The organism is Sphingomonas sanxanigenens DSM 19645 = NX02 (assembly GCF_000512205.2).
GTDB lineage: Bacteria > Pseudomonadota > Alphaproteobacteria > Sphingomonadales > Sphingomonadaceae > Sphingomonas_D > Sphingomonas_D sanxanigenens.
In genome coordinates this window covers 3,095,357-3,116,062 of record NZ_CP006644.1, presented here as the reverse complement: position 1 = coordinate 3,116,062, position 20,706 = coordinate 3,095,357, and the positions used below count along the sequence as shown (strand labels likewise).

The 20,706-nt window shown below is 68.6% G+C and carries 19 protein-coding genes; 6 read left to right on the top strand and 13 right to left on the bottom strand.

Annotated features, from left to right (window positions below):
- Positions 1-40: 40 nt before the first annotated feature.
- The 4 genes from NX02_RS14380 to NX02_RS14365 form a co-directional block, all read right to left on the bottom strand.
- A complete protein-coding gene (locus tag NX02_RS14380; protein WP_025292899.1) occupies positions 41-1,291 on the bottom strand; it encodes a Zn-dependent hydrolase in 1,251 nt (416 codons plus the stop codon).
- Positions 1,288-2,643 carry a dihydroorotase gene (locus NX02_RS14375; RefSeq protein ID WP_025292898.1) on the bottom strand — a complete coding sequence of 452 codons (1,356 nt, stop codon included), beginning with the start codon at positions 2,641-2,643 and terminating at the stop codon, positions 1,288-1,290. The genes NX02_RS14380 and NX02_RS14375 overlap by 4 nt, the downstream gene beginning before the upstream one ends.
- A 127-nt stretch (positions 2,644-2,770) precedes the next feature.
- Entirely contained in the window at positions 2,771-3,346 is a 576-nt protein-coding gene (locus tag NX02_RS14370; RefSeq protein ID WP_025292897.1) for a UbiX family flavin prenyltransferase, read from the bottom strand.
- Entirely contained in the window at positions 3,346-4,728 is a 1,383-nt protein-coding gene (locus tag NX02_RS14365; RefSeq protein ID WP_025292896.1) for a UbiD family decarboxylase, read from the bottom strand. Before NX02_RS14365 ends, NX02_RS14370 begins: the two co-directional genes overlap by 1 nt.
- Positions 4,729-4,905: 177 nt before the next feature.
- Between NX02_RS14365 and NX02_RS14360 the strand changes: the two genes are divergently transcribed.
- Positions 4,906-6,207, top strand: coding sequence for an NtaA/DmoA family FMN-dependent monooxygenase (locus tag NX02_RS14360; protein WP_025292895.1), 1,302 nt, complete (start codon positions 4,906-4,908; stop codon positions 6,205-6,207).
- 229 nt (positions 6,208-6,436) lie between these two features.
- Positions 6,437-7,069: an ATP-binding protein gene (locus tag NX02_RS14355; RefSeq protein WP_025292894.1), complete on the top strand. Its 633-nt coding sequence runs from the start codon at positions 6,437-6,439 to the stop codon at positions 7,067-7,069.
- Positions 7,070-7,093: 24 nt separating this feature from the next.
- On the opposite strand, the gene NX02_RS14350 is transcribed toward NX02_RS14355, so the two are convergent.
- On the bottom strand, positions 7,094-7,960 hold the full coding sequence (locus NX02_RS14350; RefSeq protein ID WP_158014024.1) for an ankyrin repeat domain-containing protein: 867 nt from the start codon (positions 7,958-7,960) through the stop codon (positions 7,094-7,096).
- A 38-nt stretch (positions 7,961-7,998) separates the two neighbouring features.
- Entirely contained in the window at positions 7,999-8,913 is a 915-nt protein-coding gene (locus NX02_RS30740; protein ID WP_025292892.1) for a Tle-like phospholipase domain-containing protein, read from the bottom strand.
- Positions 8,914-9,074: 161 nt separating this feature from the next.
- On the opposite strand from NX02_RS30740, the gene NX02_RS30735 reads away from it, so the two are divergent.
- Positions 9,075-10,415, top strand: a complete 1,341-nt coding sequence (locus NX02_RS30735; RefSeq protein WP_025292891.1) for a phage tail tip lysozyme — start codon at positions 9,075-9,077, stop codon at positions 10,413-10,415.
- 22 nt (positions 10,416-10,437) lie between these two features.
- Positions 10,438-10,779 carry a hypothetical protein gene (locus NX02_RS14335; RefSeq protein WP_158014023.1) on the top strand — a complete coding sequence of 114 codons (342 nt, stop codon included), beginning with the start codon at positions 10,438-10,440 and terminating at the stop codon, positions 10,777-10,779.
- Positions 10,780-10,830: 51 nt separating this feature from the next.
- Here NX02_RS14335 and NX02_RS14330 read toward each other — a convergent pair whose 3' ends face one another.
- Positions 10,831-11,214 (bottom strand): hypothetical protein, encoded by a 384-nt coding sequence (locus NX02_RS14330; protein ID WP_158014022.1) that lies wholly within the window; start codon positions 11,212-11,214, stop codon positions 10,831-10,833.
- A 309-nt stretch (positions 11,215-11,523) separates the two neighbouring features.
- On the opposite strand from NX02_RS14330, the gene NX02_RS14325 reads away from it, so the two are divergent.
- The gene (locus NX02_RS14325; RefSeq protein WP_245648591.1) at positions 11,524-12,021 is read left to right on the top strand and encodes a flavin reductase family protein; all 498 of its coding nucleotides are present in this window, start codon (positions 11,524-11,526) and stop codon (positions 12,019-12,021) included.
- 98 nt (positions 12,022-12,119) lie between these two features.
- Here NX02_RS14325 and NX02_RS14320 read toward each other — a convergent pair whose 3' ends face one another.
- The 3 genes from NX02_RS14320 to NX02_RS14310 form a co-directional block, all read right to left on the bottom strand.
- Positions 12,120-12,659, bottom strand: coding sequence for a nuclear transport factor 2 family protein (locus NX02_RS14320; RefSeq protein WP_039996594.1), 540 nt, complete (start codon positions 12,657-12,659; stop codon positions 12,120-12,122).
- A gap of 175 nt (positions 12,660-12,834) precedes the next feature.
- Complete coding sequence (locus NX02_RS14315) at positions 12,835-13,662, bottom strand: oxidoreductase (RefSeq protein WP_025292886.1); 828 nt, start codon at positions 13,660-13,662, stop codon at positions 12,835-12,837.
- Between the two features lie 5 nt (positions 13,663-13,667).
- Positions 13,668-14,900 carry a hypothetical protein gene (locus NX02_RS14310; RefSeq protein ID WP_025292885.1) on the bottom strand — a complete coding sequence of 411 codons (1,233 nt, stop codon included), beginning with the start codon at positions 14,898-14,900 and terminating at the stop codon, positions 13,668-13,670.
- 134 nt (positions 14,901-15,034) lie between these two features.
- Here NX02_RS14310 and NX02_RS14305 point away from each other — a divergent pair, with 134 nt between their 5' ends.
- Entirely contained in the window at positions 15,035-15,910 is an 876-nt protein-coding gene (locus tag NX02_RS14305; protein WP_245648851.1) for a helix-turn-helix transcriptional regulator, read from the top strand.
- 313 nt (positions 15,911-16,223) lie between these two features.
- Here NX02_RS14305 and NX02_RS14300 read toward each other — a convergent pair whose 3' ends face one another.
- From NX02_RS14300 to NX02_RS14290, 3 genes are all read right to left on the bottom strand, one after another.
- Positions 16,224-16,763 (bottom strand): hypothetical protein, encoded by a 540-nt coding sequence (locus NX02_RS14300; RefSeq protein WP_025292883.1) that lies wholly within the window; start codon positions 16,761-16,763, stop codon positions 16,224-16,226.
- A gap of 62 nt (positions 16,764-16,825) precedes the next feature.
- Entirely contained in the window at positions 16,826-18,163 is a 1,338-nt protein-coding gene (locus NX02_RS30730) for a PP2C family protein-serine/threonine phosphatase (RefSeq protein ID WP_025292882.1), read from the bottom strand.
- A 172-nt stretch (positions 18,164-18,335) separates the two neighbouring features.
- Positions 18,336-20,624 carry an ATP-binding cassette domain-containing protein gene (locus NX02_RS14290; RefSeq protein WP_025292881.1) on the bottom strand — a complete coding sequence of 763 codons (2,289 nt, stop codon included), beginning with the start codon at positions 20,622-20,624 and terminating at the stop codon, positions 18,336-18,338.
- Between the last annotated feature and the right edge of the window lie 82 nt (positions 20,625-20,706).

Sequence of the window (20,706 nt, the reverse complement as noted above, 5' to 3'; positions counted from 1 at the left end):
CTGCATCGCGGTACGACCTGCAAAGGCCGGGCGATTTGCCTCAAAGCCTGCGATCGAATTGTCGCACCGTTTCCAGCAACACCCGTGTCCCCGCCGCGAGCTGATCGGGCGTGCTATATTCGTCGGGCGTATGGCTCATTCCCCGCAGACAGGGGATGAAGATCATCGCCGAAGGGCAGATACCGGCCATGAAGGCGGCGTCATGGCCGGCGCCGCTGGCGATGTCGATCGCGCTCAGGCCTTCGGTGGCTGCGGCCTCGGCGATCAGCGTGCGCAAGGCCGGGTCGCACACCGCGGGTACGCCGTCCGACAGCACCGCGATCTCGCTGCGCTCGACGCGCGCGGTCTCGGCGGCGGCGCGGCTGATCGCGTCGAGGTCTTCGGCGAAGCGGTCGGTCATCGTCATGTCCGAACTGCGCACGTCGACGACGAGGCGGCAGCGGCCGGCGACGACGTTGGAACCGCCCGGCCACACCTCCATGATGCCCACGGTCGCGACGAAATAGGGGCCGCCTTCCGCCGCCAGCTGCTCGGCGCGTTCGCGCAGGCGCGCGAGGGTCAGCGCGCCCGCATAAGCGGCGTCGCGGCGCAGATGCATCGGCGCGGTGCCGGCGTGCGCGGCTTGCCCCGTGAAGCGGATCTCGATGCGGCGGATGCCGACGATCGCGGTGACGACGCCGATGTCGATGCCCTCCGCCTCCAGCACCGGGCCCTGCTCGATATGGAGTTCGAGGAAGGCCGCGAGGTCGCTGCGGTGTGCCTCTTCCAGCCGTCCGGGATCGCCGCCGACCGCGCGCAACGCATCGGCGAGGGTGCGGCCCTTGCCGTCGGTCATCTCCAGCATCGGCGGATCGAGCCGCGACACCATCGCGCGGCTGCCGATGCAGGAGAGGCCGAATTCGCTCGGTTCCTCGGCGAGACAGTCGATGATCTCCAGCGGATGACGCAAGCTCTCGCCCGCCTCGGCGAAGGCGCGCGCCACGCCGATGCCCGCGATCACCCCCGCGATGCCGTCGAAGCGGCCGCCGGCGGGCACGGTATCGCTGTGCGAGCCGATGGCGATGGCGGGCAGACCGGGGTCGCTACCCGCGATCCGCCCGATCAGATTGCCGCCGGCATCGACACGCACGGTGGCGCCCGCCGCTTCGAGCCATGTCGTCAGCAGCGCGCGGCCCTCGTCGAACAAGGGTGAGAAGGAGCGGCGGGTATAGGGCTTGCCGGGCTCGGTGATCGCACCCAGTGCGATCAGATCTTCCCACAACCGTGCGGCATCGATGGTGGCGCGCGTCATGCCGCCTGCCGCAGCGGGCGCTGGAACCGGCCGGTGCCCGGTTCGGCGCTGGTCTGCCCGCCGGCGGAGATCTGCGTGCCGCGCAGATAGGCGGCCTCGACGCGGTATGGCAGTTCCATCCCCTCATAGGGGCTCCAGCCGACGACGTTCATGCCGGAAGCGGCGGGATCGTAGCGATAGGGGCTCTTGGCCATCAGCATCACGTCCGCGTCGCGGCCCACCGCCAGCGCACCCTTGGTGCCGCCCAGCCGGAACAGGTGCGCGGGGTTGTGCGCGAGCAGCCGGGCGGCGTGGCTGAGCGGCAGGTCGCGCTCGACCAGCCCCTTCACCAGCAGCGGCACCAGCACTTCGAGCCCCGGCGCGCCGGAGGCATTCTTGAGCATGTCCGGATCGTCCTTGCGGTCGGCGGACCAGCTCACATGGTCGGTCGAAACGACGGTGATGTTGCCCGCCGCGAGGTGCCGCCACAACGCCTCGCGCTCGGCGCGCGGGCGGATCGGCGGATTGATCTTGGCGCGGCCGACGAGACGACGGACATGCTCTTCCTCGTCGAGCGTCAGATAGTGGATGCACGCCTCGATCGTCGCTTCATGGCCCTGCTGGCGATAGGCGGCGGCGAGTTCGTAGCCGCGCCCGATCGAGCAATGGACGATGTGCGCGGCGCAGCCGGTGGCGGCGCCGATCTCATAGACCTGCGCGGTCGCCAGCGCCTCGGTGATCGGCGGGCGCGAGCGGCCGTGGGCGAGATAGGACGTATCGCCCGACGCGCGCACCGCGGCGATGGCGGCGCGCACCATCTCGTCATCCTCGTTGTGGACGCCGGCCATCAGCCCGTAGGGCGCGATCGCGGCGAAGCAGGCGTGCATCGTGTGCGGCGGGATGCGCGGGAAGCGCTTGGGATCGGTGCCGAAGGTGGAAAATTTGAACGCCGCCGCTCCCGCCTCGATCAGCGCCGGGATCTGCGCCGCGCCGTCTTCGGGCGCGACGGTGGCGTAGAGCGCGAAATCGACGCGCGCCTGCTCGCCGGCGGTCGCCGCCTTGGCGGTCAATTGCCCTGGCGTGCAGATCAGGTCGCCGGCATCATAGGGCATGTCGACGATGGTGGTGACGCCGCCCGCCGCGGCGCTGCGCGTCGACCAGATGAAATCCTCCTGGTCGGCCTGGCTGCGGCTGTGGACCTGCGCGTCGATCGCGCCGGGGAGGACGAGCATGCCTGCGCCGCCATGCGTCTCGCCGGCGGGCGGTGCGCCCGCGCCGACATGCTGGACGATACCGTCCGCGGTCAGCACGAACCCCTGGTCGATCACGCGATCAGGCAACACAATGCTTCCGACGAACACCTTGTCGGGCATCAACAACCCCCTAGTAAGCAGCGCGGAGAGCTGGATCAGCGAGCGCGGGATCAGACTAGGCGTTGCAGCGCGGGGAGCCGTAGCCCGATTTGCCGGAGGTCAGCATAAGCAATTCCGTAACCTGCACTCACTCATCCTCGCCCCAGCGATCGACCGCCCCGGTATCGATGCCCATCACGTCCAGCGCGCGCGCGGAGGTCTGGCGAACCAGCTCGGCGATGCTTGCCGGTTTCGTATAGAAACCGGGTACCGGAGGCATCACGATCGCGCCATAGCGGGTGACGGCGGCCATATGCTCGATATGGCCGAGGTGGAGCGGCGTTTCGCGCAGCAGCAGCAGCAGCGGCCGGCGCTCCTTCAGGCAGACGTCGGCGGCGCGCAGGATGAGGTTGTCGCCGAGCGATGCGGCGATCGCGCTCATCGTGTGGGCGGAGCAGGGGGCGACGATCATGCCCATGGTGCGGAAGGACCCGCTGGCGATCGAGGCGCCGATATCCTTGAACGAGTGGCGCACGTCCGCCAGCGCCTGCACCTCGGCCAGCGTCACGTCGCTCTCCTCCGCCAGCGTGCGGATCGCGGGCGGCGACATGATCAGGTGGCTTTCATAGCCGCCCGCCTCGCGCAGCAGGCGCAGCACCTCTATGCCATAGGCGATGCCGGTCGCCCCGGTGATGCCGACGATGATGCGGCGGGGGGCGGCCATCAGGCGAGCCAGCGCGGGCGCTGGGCGAACATCGCCGCCAGCTTTTCGCGCGCCGCGGCAGAGACGGCGGCGGGCGGCAGCGCGCGCTCCACGCCTTCCACCCGGTCGCCGGTTTTGGCGGTGGCGTCGAACCCCACCTTGGTGACGAGGCCGCCGGCCTCCATCGGCTCGGAGCGGTCGGTGCCGCTCAGCGGCAGCAGCAGCAGGTCGCGCTCCAGCTTCATGCGGTTGCAGCGCGCCCAATCGACCATCACCGCATCCCACGGGTCGATATCGGCATCGACGACGGTGACGCGCTTGACCATGCTGACCGCGGCGAAGGCGGCATGCATCGCCCGGCGCGCCTGGCCGGGTCGGGGATCGGCGATCTGGACGACGATATCGGTGCGGCCGGCGCCCGCCTCGGTAACGGCCACATCCTGCGTGTTGGGGACGGCCGCCCTGATCGCGTGGAGCAACCCGGCGGCGATCGGCAGTGCCCCCAGATAGATATGCTCGCGGTGATAGCCGGGCTCGATCACCTGCATGATCGCATCCTCGCGCCGCGTCATCGCCGAGAAGGTCGCGCGGATGCCGGGGCCATAATCCTCATACATGCCATGATATTCGGAGATCAGCCCCTCATCCACCGGATCGCGCGCGTCGAGCCGGCCCTCGAGCACGATCTCGGCGCCCGCCGGCACCTTGAGGTCGACGGTCAGCGCGTCGATCAGTTCGACCGGGCTGCCGAGCAGCCGGCCGGCGCAATGGAGTTCGTCGTCACCGACGCCGAGATAGAGGCAGGCGGCCATCTGGATCGCCGGATGCGCGCCGAGCACGACCGCGATCGGCAAGGTCTCCCCGCGGTCCGCTGCGCGCCGCGCGAACAAGGCGAGGTGGTGATTGGGGGCGATGCCGACCAGCGCGGTGCGATCGTCGAGGATGCCGAGCCGCGCGAACGATGCGTTGCCGTTGCCGCTGTGCGGATCGCGCGCGAGGATGACGCCGGCGGTGATGTAGGGCCGCTGCTCATGCTCGAAGAAGGTGGGCACCGGCAGCTTGCCCAGCGGCGCTTCGCGCTCGACCACCTGCTGCACCGCGGCGTGGTCGGCCGCGACGGGCGGCACCGGCTCGGCGATCGCGCGCCGTATCGCGGCGACGATCCCTGCCTCGGGCACGCCGAGCGCCGCCGCGACGCGCTCGCGCCCGGCGAGCAGATTGCCGGCGACGCGCAAGGGGGAGCCTGCGACCCGCTCGAACAGCAGCGCCGGGCCGCGATCGGCGAGCGACAGGAACGCCGAGATTTCATGCATGGGATCGACGCTTTCGGCGATCCGCTGCAGCGCGCCCTGCGTTTCCAGCCATGCCAGGAAGGGACGGATCGATTGGTGCTCGTTCGTCATGCCTGCCCGTTCTTCGCCCCGTTCGATCGCCGTACCGCATAGAAGAGGAGGGGCGGTGCGAGCGCAAGGCCTGCGACCGGTTCTTCGGGCGGCGCTATTGTGCAGTGCATAAAAACGAATGATCCCTGCGGCGGGCGCTATGCCAGTCTCTCCTCATCAACCATTTCGGGGGTTTTCATGGCCGAATTTCATCTTGGCTGGTTTCTGGGGCCGGGCATCACCGTGCAGGGCTGGAACGAGCCGGGCTATGCGCCGGGCTATGACTGGACCAAGCCCGACATCTTCCAGGACGCAGCGCGCGCACTGGAACGCGCCTGCTTCGACGTGCTGATCCTCGAGGACACGTCGGCGGTGCCCTACGCCTATGGCGGCAGCATGGATTACTATCTGCGCACCGCGACGATGACCCCCAAGCTCGATCCGGTGATCCTGACGCCCTATCTCGCGCAGGCGACCAAGCGGCTGGGGCTGGCGGTGACGATGACCTCCACCTTCTATCCGCCGTGGCTGCTGGCGCGCTCGCTCTCGACGATGGACCATTATTCCGACGGCCGCATCGCCTGGAACATCGTGACCGCGACCAGCGACGCCGCCGCGCAGAACTATGGCTATGACAAGCAGTTCGAACACGACCTGCGCTACGACATGGCCGACGAATATGTCGACCTGTGCAGTCAGTTGTGGGACGCGTGGGAAGCGGATGCGGTGGTCATGGACCCCGAGAGCGGGCTGTTCGTCGATCCCGACAAGGTCAAGGCGATCAATTTCGAGGGCAGGTTCTACAAGTCGCGCGGGCCGCTCAACGTGCCGCGCTCGCCGCAGGGCCGCCCCGTGTTCGTGGCGCCGGGCGGCTCGCCGCGCGGCCGCAAATTTTCCGGCCGCAACGCCGATGTGGTGCTGGCGACCTCGGGCACGATGGCGGACATGAAGAAGTATCGCGACGATGTCCGCGGCCACGCCGCCGACTTCGGCCGCGATCCGGACAGCCTGAAGGTGATGTACGCGGTCACCCCGATCCTGGTGAACAGCCCAAACGAGGTGGCCGGCAAGAAGGCGGCGCTCGCCGAGGCGAAGAAGCATCATATGGAAAAGGGCATGGCGGCGATGTCGTTCCTGTCCGGCATCGACTTCAGCACGTTCGATCTCGACGCGCCGATCGGCGAGATCAAGACCAACGGCATGCAGACCATGCTGCAGACCTTCGCCAAGCATGGCCCGCAGGCGACGCTGCGCCAGATCATGACGCATTCGGCGGACGACGGCTTCAACCAGATGGTCGGTACGCCGGAGATGATCGCGGGCATGATGAAGGACATCGTCGACGAGGTGGGCGGCGACGGCTTCCTGATCGCCGGCCATATCAAGCCCAGCTATGTCTCCGACATCTGCGACCGGCTGGTGCCCGAACTGCAGCGCCGCGGGCTGACGCGCACGGCCTATGAGCATGAGACTTTCCGTGAGAATCTGATGGCGTTCTGAACCGGGCGGGGGGCAGTCCCCCCTCCCGCACCGACACCCGACAGACGCCGAAGGTTCGACAGGGCGGATCGTGGTTGCCTGCGCAATGCAGGCGCTTCGGTCCGCCTTGTCGCAAGCGCCCCATACTCACGTCTATCCTAGACCATTGTTTACTTTCCTCGTCCCCCGAACTTCGCAAAACTGGCGACCTGATCCGGATGCTGCCGGATCGCCATGAGGGAGGCCGGCGATGTTCGCGCCGAATGCCGCTGCCGGATCGTCGCTGCCCGGACTGACGCTGGTCGAGGAGATCGGCCATCGGGTGATCAACGAATATGCCGAGGCGATTGGCAGCCTGTCGATCGCCGCGTCGGCGATGCAGGGGGGTGCGGCGAACGCGGCGCTCGAACGCGCCGCCGATCGTTTGCGCGAGCATGCGGATGCGCATCGAGCGCTGCTGCCGCCGCGCAGCGGCGGTGCGCTCAACCTCGCCGATTATCTCGGCGGCATCTGCAATGCGTACAGCCGCGCAGCCCTCGCGCAGCGCGGCGTCAATCTGCATCTGCGCTTCGTTACCGTCGATCCGATCCTGCCGGCGCGGCGCTGCTGGCTGATCGGGCTTGTCGTCGCCGAACTGGTCCGCAACGCCGCGCGGCACGGTTTGCACGGGCGTGGCGGCGAGATCCGGGTGCATGTCGGCCGCGAGCAGGGGGTGCTGACCTGCCTCGTCAGCGATGATGGCGGGGCGGCTGCCGATGCGAAGCCGGGGCGCGGGCAGGGGGTGATCCGCGCGCTCGTCGCCGAACTCGGCGGCGTGGTGGAATGGGCATTTACCGGCCATGGGACGACCGCGCTCGTCCAGCTCCCCGATTTCGACCAGTAGAGGCTGTACACGCCGCGCTTGCGATCAGCGGGCGCGTTCGCGGATCAGGTCGAGCACGCCCGCCGGGACTGCCGCCGCGCCGCTCCCGGCAGGCGGCCAGCGGCCCTCCAGCGCCAGCGCGCGAATCGCGCGCGGCGTCGGGAAGGGCTTGGGCCAGTTCAACGCCGCCACCTTCGCGCGCAGGCGCTTCTGCGCCGCGGCCTCGGCATCGTCGTCGGTCAGCATCTCGGTGACCGTGGCGGTGGCGAGATTGGCGCCGCCGGAGTCGATCGCCCAGGGGTCGGCGCCGCGCTCGATCAGCCGTTCCGCGATGCGGAAGCGTTCCATGTCGAGCGCGATGTGCAGCGGGCGGCGGCCGGTGCGTTCGGCGATGTCGGGATCGGCGCCGGCATTCAGCAGCAGATCGACCCCGGCGATCGAATTGAGCCCGATCGCGGTGCGCAGCGGCAGGATCGGCGCGCCCCCGGGGGCGGGCGCGGCGCCGGCCGCCAGCAGCCGTGTGGCGAACCACGGGTCCCGCGCGCGCAGTGCCAGGGTCAGCGGCAGGCCGCCGGCGCTGGCGCCATCGAGCGGCGCGCCGGCGGCGACGAGCAGGTCGAGCGCCTCGCGTTCGCAGCTTGCGACGCCCAGCGAGAGCATGTCGGCCCCCTTGCCGAGCGGCAGCCGCGCCAGTGCCGGGTCGGCGGCGAGCAGGCGGCGAACCGCAGGCACATCCGCCGAACCGAGCGCATCGATCAGTTGCTTGGCGCTTTCGCCGACGCCGGGCTGCGCCAGCACCGCTTCGGATGCGGGCAGGTCCGTGCCGGGGGCGAAGCACTGCGTGCGCGCATCGGCGGCACAACCGGTCATCAGCAGCGCGCCGAAAAGCGCGAACGGGGCAGGGCGAGGCACATTGCGCACTCCGGCTCGGGATTATGCCGGGGCAATGCTCAATCCAGCGCCGCGGTTCCCGCCAGCACCCAATCCATGCCGTGGCGATCGATCGGGTTGAGCCCGTCGAAGAAGCCCTTGCCCTCGGGGCGGACGTCGGGAAGCGTATGGTGGGTGCCATAGGCCTCCGGCGCGTCGGCGGCGAGCGCGCCGCCGATCCCGCCGATGCCGCCGCCGAAAATGCCACCGACGATGCCGCCGATCGCCCGATCGCCGCCTTCCTGCAGCAGCGTCAGCATCTCACCCGGCACATGATAGGCCTGCACGGTCGAAATGCCGCGATCATTGGCGGCGGCGATGCCGCGCGCCGTATCGAGCGTGTTCTGCGAGAGGCCGGCGGCGTTGAAGGTATCCGCCTCCCGGCCGCTGGCGACCGCCGCCGCGGAGGCCAGCCCGCCGCCCAGGGAGTGGCCGGTGAAGGTTACCGCCTCGTCGCTGCGCGCGATCGAGCGGCCGATCTCCAGTGCCTTGGCATAGCTCTCGGAATTGAGGCCCAGCGCCTGCTCGACATTGTTGCGCCAGTCTTCGCCGGTCTGCGAGCCGCGGAAGGCGACCACATACTGCGTCTCGCCGCCCTCGTCGGTGGCGTAGACTCGCGCGCGGAAACTGGAGCCTGGCTGTTCGAGCATCTCGGGCGTAATGCCGAGCTTGTCGAGTTCCTCCGCGGAGGCGACGCGATAGCCGTCCGGCGGGCTGGGTTCGGCGCGATAGACATCGTCGGCGAGCAGCGCGTTGGTCTGCGCACGATCGGTGAGCGACACGTCGTTGGCGGCAGCAGCCTGGACGCTGGTGGACGGCGCAGCGGTGGCGGGGCTCCACCAGCCGGCGATGTCGTTCGCCGGGGCGGGCGGCGACGCAATGGCGGACGAGGCCGCGAAGGATTGCGGTTCAACGGACCGGACGGCTTCGACCATCACCTGAGCTCCCTCTTGAATGGCTCAAGACTAAGGTGATGGCGCGGCGCGGCCCATAATCGGTTCGACTAGATCGGCCGCCCCATCTAGTCGGTCCGATTATTCAGCGGCCCCGGCAAAGCGCGTACCCCATCGGCCAAGCATCAAGGAGGGTTCGCACCGTGACTCGCATCTCCGCCGCAGAGAGCAGCTCGTCGCTCTCGCTCGAGGGCTCGAACGACTATCGGGTCCAGTCGGGCGATACGCTTTCGGGCATCGCGCAGGATCATGGCGTCTCGCTGGACGCGGTGATTGCCGCCAACCCGCAGATCGGCAACCCGAACCTGATCCGGCCGGGCGAGGTCGTATCGATCCCCGAGGGCGGCACCGCCGCGCAGAGCTACACTGTGCGGAGCGGCGATACGCTCTCCGACATCGCGGCGCGCTTCGGGACGGACTGGCAGACGATCGCCCGGCAGAACGGGCTCGACAATCCCAACCTGATCTTCCCTGGCCAGCAACTCGCGATCGGCGGCAGCGGCGTGGGCGGCGGCAACGGATCGGTGGGCGGTCCCGGCGGCGTCGATGGCCCCTCGGGATCGGCCGGCGGCGGCACGCCCAACGTCTACGACGTCGCACGGCAGTATCTCGGCCGCAACGCGACCGACCTCAAGCGCGACACCAGCGACGACCTGCCGATGAACGCCAACGTGCCTTCCAATGTGTGCTGCGCGAACTTCGTGTCGGGCGTGCTGATCGAGGCCGGGGTGATGCCGGCGAACCTGCGCACCGACTCGGTGGCGCAGCTCGACACCAACCTGCGCGGCGCGGGCTGGACGCAGGTCGATCCCGCGCAGGCGAAGCCCGGTGATGTCGTGATCATCCGCGGCGGCGGCGTTTCCCACACCGAGATCTATGCGGGCAATGGCCGCATGATCGGTTCGAACAACGTCAATGCCGACGGCACCCAGCGCATCTCGGAAAACAACCTCTCCTGGGCGCTCGACCATGGCGCGGTGATCCTGCGCGCGCCGGGCGGCGAGAACAACGGCAGCGCGCCGGCGGAGGGGCCGCAGCGCACCGAGGGCGCTGCCCCAACCGGCGACGGCACGCGCGCGCAGCGCATCGACCAGGCGATCGCCTATTTCGAAGGTCAGGGCTGGACCCGCGCGCAGGCGGTGGGGATCGTCGCCAACCTCGATGCCGAGAGCGGCATGGACCCCAACATCAACCAGATCGGCGGCGGCCCCGGTTATGGCCTCGCCCAATGGGAAAATCCGCGCCAGGCCGATTTCCGCGAATGGGCCGGCAAGGACATCCGCCAGTCCAGCTTCGGCGAGCAGCTCGAGTTCATCCAGTGGGAGCTGACCAACACCGAGGCGGGCGCGGGTCGCGCGCTGCGCGGGGCCGATGATCCGGGCGAGGCGGCATCGATCGTGACGACGCGCTACGAACGCCCGGCCGACAGCGCCGGCGAGGCGGTCCGCCGCGCCGAGCGTGCGCGCGACATCTGGAACAATTGACCGCGCCCGTCGCTCAACCGGCATGACACGGTTCGGTCTATTGTTCGCGCCGGCGCTTCTGGCAGCGGCCCCGGCGACGGCGCAAGCGCCTGCGGCGGCCCGCTGCGTGGAGGATGAGAAGCCGCCGGTCGCCTGCCGGATGCAGGTGACCACGCGCAAGGGCGTGCGCGACCTGCGCTTCGACGTCGGCGGCCGGCAGATTCGCTTCGTCGGCCGTGCGCAGGGCCGCTGGTGGTCGGGCACGCTCGACGGCAAGCCGGCGATGGGGTTCGAGCGCAACCGCGGGCATGTCGTGTTCAGCACGACGGATCTGACGCGGACCTTTGCGTGGTTCTATCCGGCGAGCGAGCACGGCACGTATTGATAGCGCGTCCTCGCCGACGCTGCGCGCCGGGGAGGAAGGCAGGCTAACCGCCTAGCGTCCCGCATCGTCACCCGAAAACGCGAACAGCCTCTCCGGCGCGCCATATTTTGCTGCCCAGCCTTCCCACGCCACGTCGGTGGGCCCGATCGCCGCCTCCACCACGCGCCAGCCGCGATCGGTCTTGCGCAGCAGTGCGGCGTAGCTTTTGGAGACCAGTCCGCGGCGGGCTGCTTCGGCCTTGCGGGTGCCGCTATAGTCGAAGGGCTGGCCGCCCCGCTGCTGCATGTCGGCGAACAGGAAGGCCCATTCGCCCTCGCGGTTCAGCTGGCGGACGGCGAACAGGGGCGGCTTGCCCAGTTCCTCCGCAACCGGAACGCGCGCGGCGTCGAGGATCGCGGTGCGATCGACGGTGTCGACGAGGTGTGTGCTTGCCACGGCGACGATCATCCCTGTCCAGAACATCCGAGGGCCTTGCCTATCCCAGTCTTTGTCGGAAGTTCAAACGCTGCGGCAGGCAGACACGTTCCGCCGGTCCGTGCACGGGATCAACGGCGCAGAACCGACGATCGAACTCATGATGCATATATAGATATAGAATAGGGCATCGATGATAACGTATAATTCGGCATGCCGAACTAAAAATGATAGCATGGTTTTTATTGATCGTAGTATTTATTCATGTTGCCATCTTCGCTATCTGGATCTAGTCGTCATTCGATAATATCGATCCCAGCGGAGGTTGGCGTGACTGAACCGGACCAGATTGCAATGCAGATGCGGGATGCGCTTCGGCGTCTTGCCAAGGCGGTGGTGGTGATCACCGTCCGTCATGAGGGGCAGCGCTACGCGATGGCCGCGACGGCGGTGAGCGAACTCAGCATGGATCCGCCCTCGCTGCTGATCTGCGTGAACCGCACCGCCTCGCTCTATGCGCCGCTCGCTGCCGGAGCGGATTTCTGCGTCAACATCCTGCACAGTTCGCACGAGACGATCTCGGCGGCATGCAGCGGCAAGCTGAAGGGCGAGGCGCGGTTCGAGCAGGGGCGCTGGGCGGAAAGCGACCTCGGCCTGCCCTATCTCGAGGATGCGCAGGCCAGCTTCGTCTGCCGCAACGCCCAGCAGGTCGATTATGGGACCCATGGCATCTTCATCGGCGCGGTCGCCGAGGTGATGAACCATGGCCCCGTCGACCCGCTGGTCTATGTCGACGGCCGCTACACCGTGGTCAGCGCGGCGGCCTAGGCCCCGCCTGCCGCGGGCGGGCGGGGCGCCTTCGCGGCGCTTGAGCGTCGCCCGCTCGCGCGCGGTCGAAGACAGAGCGTGACGGGGCCAAAGCCTTCTCATTCGGCGGGCTCGAACCAGGTGATGAGGTGGCTGATGTCGTGGCGCTGCTCGCGGCGTCGGCCCACCTTGCCGAGGTGGCGGACGGTGACCTTCTGGTCCGGGCGAAGCGGCTCCACCACCTCCATGACGCGGTCATATTCGGTGCGCGCGATCTTCCACTGGCCGTCGACGCGGCGATAGCGGTCGCGATAGAGCGCGGTGCCGCTGGTGATGTCGTTGCGCTCGAACGAGATGAAGACGTCTTCGAGATACCACAGCCCCTCGGCCTCGTCGTCGCCCAGCAGCTTGATCTCGGGCATGCTGCCCTGATGCATCGCCACCGCGTCGGCGTGGAAGCTGTTCATCAGGAAATCGACCATCTCCGCGCGACCCGCGAGGCGGACGAGATAGCCGCCGCCGCGATACTCGACCGTGACATCATCGGTGAACAGCCCGTCGAGCAGTGCCTCGTCGGCGGTGTCTATGCCGCGGTAATAGCGGTGCTTGAGCGTGCGGATGTCCTCGAAATCCGAGAGCTGCTGCAATGTGTAGGGCATATTCCTCTCCATTATGCGTATTTTTAATGGCTATATAGATACGCATAATGGAGTTCAATGCGATGTTTGTCGCCGGCGCGCAGATGGATTTGCGGGAGAATGTCATTTTTCCGTCACCCGGGGCTTGATCCGGGGTGACGGTTCTGGAGGAGGCAGGGCGGCGATTGCCCGCAACTCAATCCGCGAAATTCGTCCCGCTGCTGAGCGCGCGATTCGCGTCGATGGCGGCGGCGACCTCCGCCATCCGTCCGGTGATCGCCGCCAGCGCATCGGGACCGGCGATCAGTTGGCGCGGCGGTTTCTCCATCTCCGCCACCGCGACGACCAGTTCGGCCAGCCGCAGCGGATCGCCCTGCTGCCGGCCATCGACCGACTTCACCAGCGACATCCGCTCATGCGTCGCCTGATAGTCGGCGATGCCGCCATCGCCGCTCTTGAGCGAGCGGCCGGAGAAATCGGTGCGGAACATGCCCGGCGCGATCGAGCAGACGCGGATGCCGAAGCCCTCCACCTCGCGCGACAGCGCCTCGCTGATCGCCTCCAGCGCGAATTTGGAACTGGAGTAATAGCCCGTCGCCGGATTGCTGATCCGCCCGGCGAGCGACGAGATGGTGAGGATCGCCCCGGCACCGCGTGCGCGCATGCCCGGCAGCACCGCCTTCATCATCCTCAGCGCCCCGAACAGGTTGACCTCGAACATCGCCTTGATCGCAGCTTCGTCGCCCTCCTCGATCGAGGAAACATAGCCATAGCCGGCGTTGTTCACGAGAATGTCGATCGCCCCGAAATGCGCCTCGGCGGCCGCGACTGCCGCCGTCGCCTGCGCCGGATCGGCGACGTCGAGCGCGAGGGCGAGCGCGCGGTCGGGGTGGGCGGCGACGATGTCGGCGACGTCGGCGGGGTTGCGCGCGGTCACCGCCGCGGCGTCGCCGATGGCGAGGACATGTTCGGCGATGGCGCGCCCGATGCCGGTGGAGCAGCCGGTGATCAGCCAGGTCCGCATCGGGCTCACTCCGCGATCCGCCAGAGATAGGATGGCGCGCGGTCGGCACGCTGGCGTTGCCGCTCCTCGGGGGTTACGCGCTTCGTGCCGGCGGGCAGCGCGGCGTCGAGCTCGGCGAGCTTCACCACGCGGCTGGTCGCCCCGAACCCGTCTCCGGGACGGCCATCGGCGAATTCGGCCCAGCGCAGCGTCAGCAGACCCTCGGGCATGTCGCATGGGTCCAGCCAGTTCCACACGCCGGGGTCGTTCCGCGAGACGACATAGGTCAGCCGATCGGGCGTATCGCGCACCGACTGGGTGAGGTTGAGGCTGGAGGTGCGGTGGACGATCTCGTTGGTCGTGCCCCAGATGTTGGTGATCGGCGCGAGGAAATATCCGGCGCCGCCGAGGCCGATCTCGATGACCAGCGCCTCGTCGTCGGCGAGGTCGAAATGGCCCATGATGTAAAGCTGGTTGCGCAGCGCGCCGTCGCTATCGCGGTCGATGGTGAAGTCGAACCCGTTCGCCGGCCTGGTGGTGGCCTGCGCGTTCCAGCGCATCGTGTTGTCGACGTTGCGGATCAGCATCGCCTGCGCGTCCGCAAGCTTCCGGTCGAAGCTGCGCTCGGGCGTCTTCGGCGGGCCGCCGAGCCGCTCGATCGACAGTTCGTTGGGCCGTTCATGCGCCCAGTCGGCGATGACATCGCGGATGTAGAACTCCACAGCCTCGGGCGCGGAGCGGATATGGTTGGCGCGATCGCCCTGCTCCTCGGCATCGACGAAGATCTCGAAGCGGCCGTCGGCGTCGAGCACGAGGCTTTTCCCGTCCAGCACGTCGACCGTGCCCATATGCGCGTTCCACAAGGTGAAGTAATTCTCGGTCAGCCGCGGATCGGGCACGCGGCCGCGGATCACATAGCGCTCGGCGCCGTCGATCGGGATGACGCGATAGACCGAGTCGGGATTGTCGAGCCCCCACCGCGATCCGGGCACGTCAAGATCGCCCAGCTTGTGCGGGATGCGCGTGATGGTGACGACCGCGGGGCGCTCGGCATCGGTGTTGAGCGACCAGATGATCGCGCCGAACACGACTTCGGGATAAGCCCAGTCAAACGCCTCGCGCATCGCGGGCGATGGAGACGCCTTTTCCAGCCAGTAGCGGCGGCGATCCTCGACCGTTTCCTGCATGCCTGGATCGGCGAGGATCGCAAGGGCTTCGCGTTCGAAGCGGGCCTGGTCCGGCGTGGCGATTGGGTTCAAGACGCGCTCTCCTATAGCCCCTCCCCGCGGGGAAGGTGAGAGGGTCACTCTATTGCGTAAAATGAGTGGGGCAATATCTACGCATATGGCGATCGGGACCGGCTTGCGCTAAAGCGACGCGGATGGAACAAGGAATGGGCAGGATGGATGGCGCCTATCGCGTCACGGTCGCACTGTCGCTGGCGCAACTCCGGCTCGAGCAGCTTCATCAGGACGGCAGCGGACCGTTCGAACGCTGCCACCGCGTCGATGCCCCCTCGCTCGTCTATCTGCCGGGGAGCCCCGATCGCGCCGCGCTCGGCTGCTTCGGCGAACCCCGCTCGCATCGCAGCTTCATGCCGTTCGGACAGGCGGTAGTGGTGCCGGCGCATGTGCCGCTCCACGTTCGATCGGGTGGCTTCGGTCCGCGCGAGATGATCGTCATGCGGTTCGACGAGAGCCGCTTCGGCACGCTCACGGGCATCGGCCCGGCTTCGGAGGCGGGGGATCTGGCCGCGTGCGTGGACGTGCGCGCTGCCAGCGTCGCTGCGGCGATGGATCGGCTGGCGATCGAACTTTCGCGACCGGGCATTGCCCGCGATACCATCGTTACCGGGCTCGGGCTCGTCGTCCTCGGCGAACTCGCGCGCCATTTCGAGACGGTGCGCAGTGCCGCGCCCGGGCGGGGGATGCTCGCCGAATGGCAGATCCGCCGAATCGAGGCGCGGCTGGCGGAGGACGATCGGCCGCCGCCCGATGTCGGCGAACTGGCTGCACTGTGCGGCATCGGCCGGCGTCATTTGATGCGCGCCTGGAAGGCGACCACCGGCGGTACGGTGATGGAGCGGGTGGAGCAGGCGATGTTCGTGCGCGCGCGCACGCTGCTGGCAGCGGACCGGCTGCCGGTGAAGAGCATCGCCGGCGCCTGCGGCTTCACCGGCCAGGGCGCCTTCGCCACCGCCTTTCGCCGCCGCTTCGGCATGACCCCGAGCGCATGGCGCGCTCGGGCGCGGGCCGGGGCGCTGAACTGATGGAAAATGGCGCGCCACGTGCGCCGATATGAAAAGAGGCTGCCGAGCCCGTCGGCCCGGCAACCCCCTAACATGGTCAGCGGCCGGAAGTGCCGCCTCCGGGAGACTCAGGCAGCGCCCTTCAGGCGCGCGCCTCCCGAACGGACTGGACCGACCTCTCTGCTGAACCATGAGACATCGGATCACCTCCTTTCGCTGGTTGAAGCCCATGTGCCCTCGGGCACGACCGAAAGATCAGTCAGGGCGGGGCGGCGATCAAGCCTTGTAATGCAAAAAAATCGCGGCAATCATCCGCGCCCATCGCCGCGGCGGATCAGCCGCGACAATCCTCGACCACGCGGCTCAGTTCCGGCCGCGCCGGGACCACCAGAATCGGCAGCCCCGTCACCTCCACCACGAACCGACCGCGGCTGAACGCCATGCGATCGAGCAGCGGATCGCGCGGGGGCACGTCGAGCGCGACATAGGGCGGCTGGCCGCCGGTGTTGCGAACGATGTGGCTGCTGGTCTGCGCGGAGGTGCGAATCGTCATCGGCCCGCTTCCCGCGGCGACCGCGCCGGCGCGTGAGAGATAGACGCGCTGCGCGCCCGTGTCGCAGCGGATCATCAATTGGGCACCGGTGTCGGGCGTGCCGAACAGCGCGAGGCTGCCGCGCGAATCCTGCCGATAGACCCAGGCGCCGGGCGATGCCGGCCAATCCTGCCAGTCGCCGCGCAGCACGGGCGGCGGCGGAGCGGGCGGGGGCGGTGCCGGGGTTGGCGTCGGCCGGGGCGGCGGCGGTGGCGGCGGAGCCGGGGTGCTCACGCAACCGGCGAGCAGCGTCAGCAGGACGAACGAGAGGCGGATACGCATGGCGCCGTTAAGCCCGAAGCGCGCGACGGTTTCAAGGAATGATGGCCGCGCGCGGCGGCGAGTCAGTTCGGGCCAGCGACAGTCGGTTCGGTGACGGCGGGCTGACCCCGGCTGGTTCGTGCCGGTGGCGGCGGGGTCTTCGCGCCGCGCGAGGTGGCGGCCGGTTTGCCGCTGCCGGTGTTCGACGCCGAATTGTTGGCGGCGGCATTGCCGCCGGTGCCGGCCTCCGCGCGTTCGGCGGGCTGCTGCGCGCCTTGCGTGGCGGCAGCCTCGTCGGGGTCGGCCGGTGCCGGTTCCGTCGCCGCATCCGTCACGGGCGCGGCGGGGGCCGCCGCTGCGGGCGCATCACCGGATCGAGCCGGTTTGCGGGAGAGGAGGCCGCTGAACGCCAGGATGGCCAGCAGCGCCAGCACCGCGACGGCCACCCCGATCAGGATGATCCGAACGTCGGGGGCACGCTTCGCAGCCGTTGCGGCAGCGCGCGCAGGGCGCGCCGGCAAGGTCGGCGCTTCCGGAGCCCCGATGCCTGCGCCCGCCCTGGCGGCTGCGGCGGCATCGGCCGTTACCGACAGCGTCGGCTGGTCGCCCGCAGTGGGCGGGGGCATCGGCGCGGTGTTCGGCGAGGCCGCTTCGTCCGCGTCGGGCCGGAGCACCGCGACGGTGGTATTGTCCTGCCGCGGCTTGCCGGCGGCTTCCACCGCCATCACCAGCGCGGCGGCGACGGCATTGGCGCCGGGATTGGCCGCGACGATTGCCAGAATCTGCGCGTCCGACAGGGTCTCGATGCCGTCGGTCGCGAGAATCAGCGTTTCGCCGGGCGCGAAGGCCCGCCAGTCCTGCCGGTCGTCGATCAGCGGCACGTCGAAGCCCATCAGCGCCGATCGCAGCACGTTGGGGGCGGGGGCGCCGTCAAGGCTCTCGCCGGCGGCGATCAGCCGTTCGCGTTCCTCGCGATAGCTGTGGTCGGCGTTGAGCCGCTCGACACCGGCCTCCGTCACGCTGAGCAGCAGGCTGTCGCCAACGCTGATCCAGCGGAACGCCGCGGTCTGGCCGTCCAGCTCGACCGCGATCAGCGTGCAGCCCATCCCATCGGTTTCGGGATGCTCGGCGACGTGCGCCGAAATCAGCGCATTGGCCTGGTCGAGCGCCTCGATCAGCGTGGTCTTGCCGCCATGTTCGCCACGGCGCCATGCGTCCAGAAAGCCGTTGACCGCGATATCGCTGGCGACCTCGCCCGCGGCATGACCGCCCATCCCGTCGGCGATCACGGTCAGCGCGGGCAGCCCGCCGGTCTCGTTATGCGACGCGGACCAGCCGACCGCATCCTCCTGCACCTCGCGTTTGCCGATGGTGGCACTGGTGCCGAACAGTCCTGAAACGGAAACGGGGGGCGTGCTCATGCGATAGCGGCTCCGGGGCGGGGCGTTCGATTCATCGCCGATCTCCGATCGTCCGCACGGGCCTTCTCCTCCCCGAACCGTCCCACGGCTCGCAGGTAAAGACCAAATCGTGCGCGCTGCCAATCCGCCAGTTCAAGCGCCGCCTCAAAAATGTCACTTCGTCCGTCGCGGATCAGGCGTTGCGGCCGCTGCGGTAGCGGAACAGCAACACGCCATAGGTCGCCAGCACGAACAGGAGGTAGTGGACGAGCACGGTCGCCTCCAACCCGCCGAGCGACGCGGTTTCAAGCGGCACGCGCTGGCCGGTGGCGAAATCGAGTTCCATGATCGGCCCGTCATTCTCCACATAGACCGCGGTCATCGCCGCGTTGAGCACGTTGGACGGGATCGCCGTTTCCGCGATCCCGGCCAGCAGTTCGGGCAGGTTGGGCACGACGGTGCCAATGAAGATCAACTGCGGGATCAGCACCAGCGGCACGATCGAGGTCGCCTGGCTGGGCGTCGACGACGCGGCGGAGATCAGCAGGCCGACCGCGACCCCCATGAGCCCGGCCGCGAAGGTGAGCGCCAGCTGCTGCGGCACGCCCCCCGGAATCTCTTCGGAAAGACCATAGACCAGCGCGAACAGCAGCCCGCATTGCATCAGGACGAATACCGAGGACACCAACATCCGGGCGGCGAGATAGGCGCCCATCGCCAGATTGACGTCTTTCTCGCGCTGGAGGATCTCGGCCTCGCCGACGATGTCCTTCGAGGCGCCGTTGCAGCCCATCCAGATCGACGAGACGACGAGCAGCATCAGCAGCGTCTTCCGCGAGGTGATGGCCATCATCCCCTCACCGAAATCCGACAGCGCCCAGCCGACGAACACGCCGATGATCAGCGCCTGCGCGAAGACGAGGCCCAATGTGCCGCGATCGGCGGCGAGCAGCGCCACGTTGCGGCGCAACAGCACGCTGAACTGGTGCAGGCCAACCGCCAGCTTGCGGCCGGCGGGCATGCGCTGGCGCTGGAACTGGCTGGTCGTTGCCGGCTCGCCATCGCCGTCGACGCCGTCGTCGCGCTGCTGCCAACGCTCGGCCCAGCCCGGCGCCTTGTCGCGCGTGAGCATCGGAAACACATCACCCAGCCGCTCGATCCCGAAGAAGCCGAGCGCGTCGTCTGGGGCGCCGCTGAAGGTCAGGTGACCGCCCGATCCCATGATGACGACGCGGTGGCAGAAGCGCTGGATGTTGGCGAGCGTGTGGGTGACGCACACCACCGTCGTGCCGCCGTCCGCCAGCCGGCGCAGCAGCTGCATGATCTCGAAATCGGTCTGCTCGTCGAGCCCGCTGGTGATCTCGTCGAGGAACAGGATCTTGGGCCGGCAGAGGATCTCGGCGGCGAGGCACGCCCGCTTCTTCTGCCCGCCTGACAGGCGATGGAATTCGGTGTCGGCCTGCTGGGTGAGTTCGACGTCGACGATCGCCTGCGCCACCGCCGCATCGCGCTCTGCGCGCGGCGTGTCCGACGGCAGGCGCAGTTCGGCGATATAGCCGAGCGCGCGGCGCACCGTCAGATGCTCGTGCAGCACCTCGCGCTGCGGCACGAACGCCATCGACTGCTTGATCGATTCGAACTCGCGCGCGATGTCGACGCCTTCGACGCGGATCGTGCCGACGCTCGCCTGCCGCCGGCCGGCGAGCAGGTTCATCAGCGTCGACTTGCCCGCGCCGCTGCCGCCGACGAGGCAGACGAACTCGCCGCGGCCGATGCGCAGCGACGTGCCGTGGAGGATGCGCTTGCGGCCGCCCTTGGCCGGCACGTCGAAACAGACGGCGTCCGCGGCGATGGCGACCTTGCCGGCCTTGCGCGGCTCCCGCAGCGTGCCGCCGCTGAACATGAATCGCAGCGGGCCGAAGGCGATGCTGTCGCCCTCTGCGAGGCGCTGGCTGCCGCGCACGCGTTCGCCGTTGACGTAGGTACCGTTGGTGCTGCCGAGATCCTCGATGCGCGGATCGCCCCCGCCATGCAGGATGGCGTGGCGGCGCGAGACCGCCGGATGGTCGAGCGCGAGGCCGTCGGCGCCAGGTTCGCGCCCGATCGTCATGCTGCCATGGATGGGCGATGGCATCGGCCCGGGCGGAATCGTCTGCGGCCGCGGGGCCGGGCGCGGCGCGGCGTGGGGCGCGGACGAATCCATTTCCACGCGTAGCTCGGTCTGCCCGAAGGTGATCAGGCTGCCATCGGCGAGGGGCGATGCGGACTGGATCTCTCGGCCATCGATCTGGGTCGGCGAACGCGAGATCGGCGACAGGATCGCCTTATTGCCGTCGAGTCGCAGTTCGCACTGGGTTCGCCCGCAATAGGGGTCGTCGGGGATCTGGACGTCGCAGATGTTCTGCCGCCCGATCCGCCAAGGTCCGGTTCCAGCCAGCGCGAAGCGCCGGCCCTCTCGATCGATCAGTGTGATGCCCGCCACGACAGATGGTTAGACCGAGCGCGGCGGCCTGTGCAACACCACTTTGGCGGGTGGCATTCATCGCCTTTCAACGCTTTACTGC